Source organism: Streptococcus sanguinis, assembly GCF_003943735.1.
Classification (GTDB): Bacteria; Bacillota; Bacilli; order Lactobacillales; family Streptococcaceae; genus Streptococcus; species Streptococcus sanguinis_E.
The window spans coordinates 1-700 of sequence record NZ_RJMV01000034.1 but is presented as its reverse complement, the minus strand read 5'-3'; the positions used below and the strand labels follow the sequence as shown (position 1 = coordinate 700).

Below are 700 nucleotides of genomic sequence, written 5' to 3'. Positions count from 1 at the left end.
ATCTGAGACCATGTATATGATGGTTCTTGAATCTGTAAAAGATTATTCTGATTATGTAAATAAAATTGATAACAAGGAGAGAGAAAAATCTATTCATAAATACACAGCCTTAAAATACATACACGGAAGAGGTCTACAACAATTTTTAGAGATAATCACTTTAATGAAAAATGGATTTGCTGATGGTGCGTATTCTAGATGGCGTTCACTTTACGAATTAAATATTATTGCGTCGTTTATTTCAGAATATGGAGAGGAAGTTGCTGAAGCTTATATTTCATCACATAATACAGAAGATCGTTATGAATGGGCAAGAGCTTGTGGTGAATTTAGTCCTAAAAAGAGATATATAAGTTTTGACGATATCAGAAAAAAATCCAATTTCCCATCAGAATTATGGCAACAACCATATCGAATCTCTAATGAAGTCACACATGCATCATCACAAGGCACATTTAATCGATTAGGTCTAATGGACGGGGAAGAGAAAATAAGTGTAGGGCATACTGATTATGGACTAACAATACCTGGTGAACACTCTGCTATAACAATAGCGCAACTTACGGGGTTGCTTTTGATGGTATATCCATCTGGTGATTCTATAATAGCTGCAAAAATGCTAAATAAGTGGATTGATGTGGTAAGAGAGCAATATTTTAAAACACATGACTATATTTTTCCTGATGAACCCAAATTATGG

The 700-nt window shown here is 33.7% G+C and carries 1 protein-coding gene; it reads left to right on the top strand.

Features of this window, described 5'->3' with window-relative positions; all coding sequences use genetic code 11:
• Nucleotides 1-16: 16 nt before the first annotated feature.
• Nucleotides 17-700: DUF5677 domain-containing protein (locus D8877_RS12240; RefSeq protein WP_260468733.1), on the top strand; the 684-nt coding region annotated here is incomplete at its 3' end.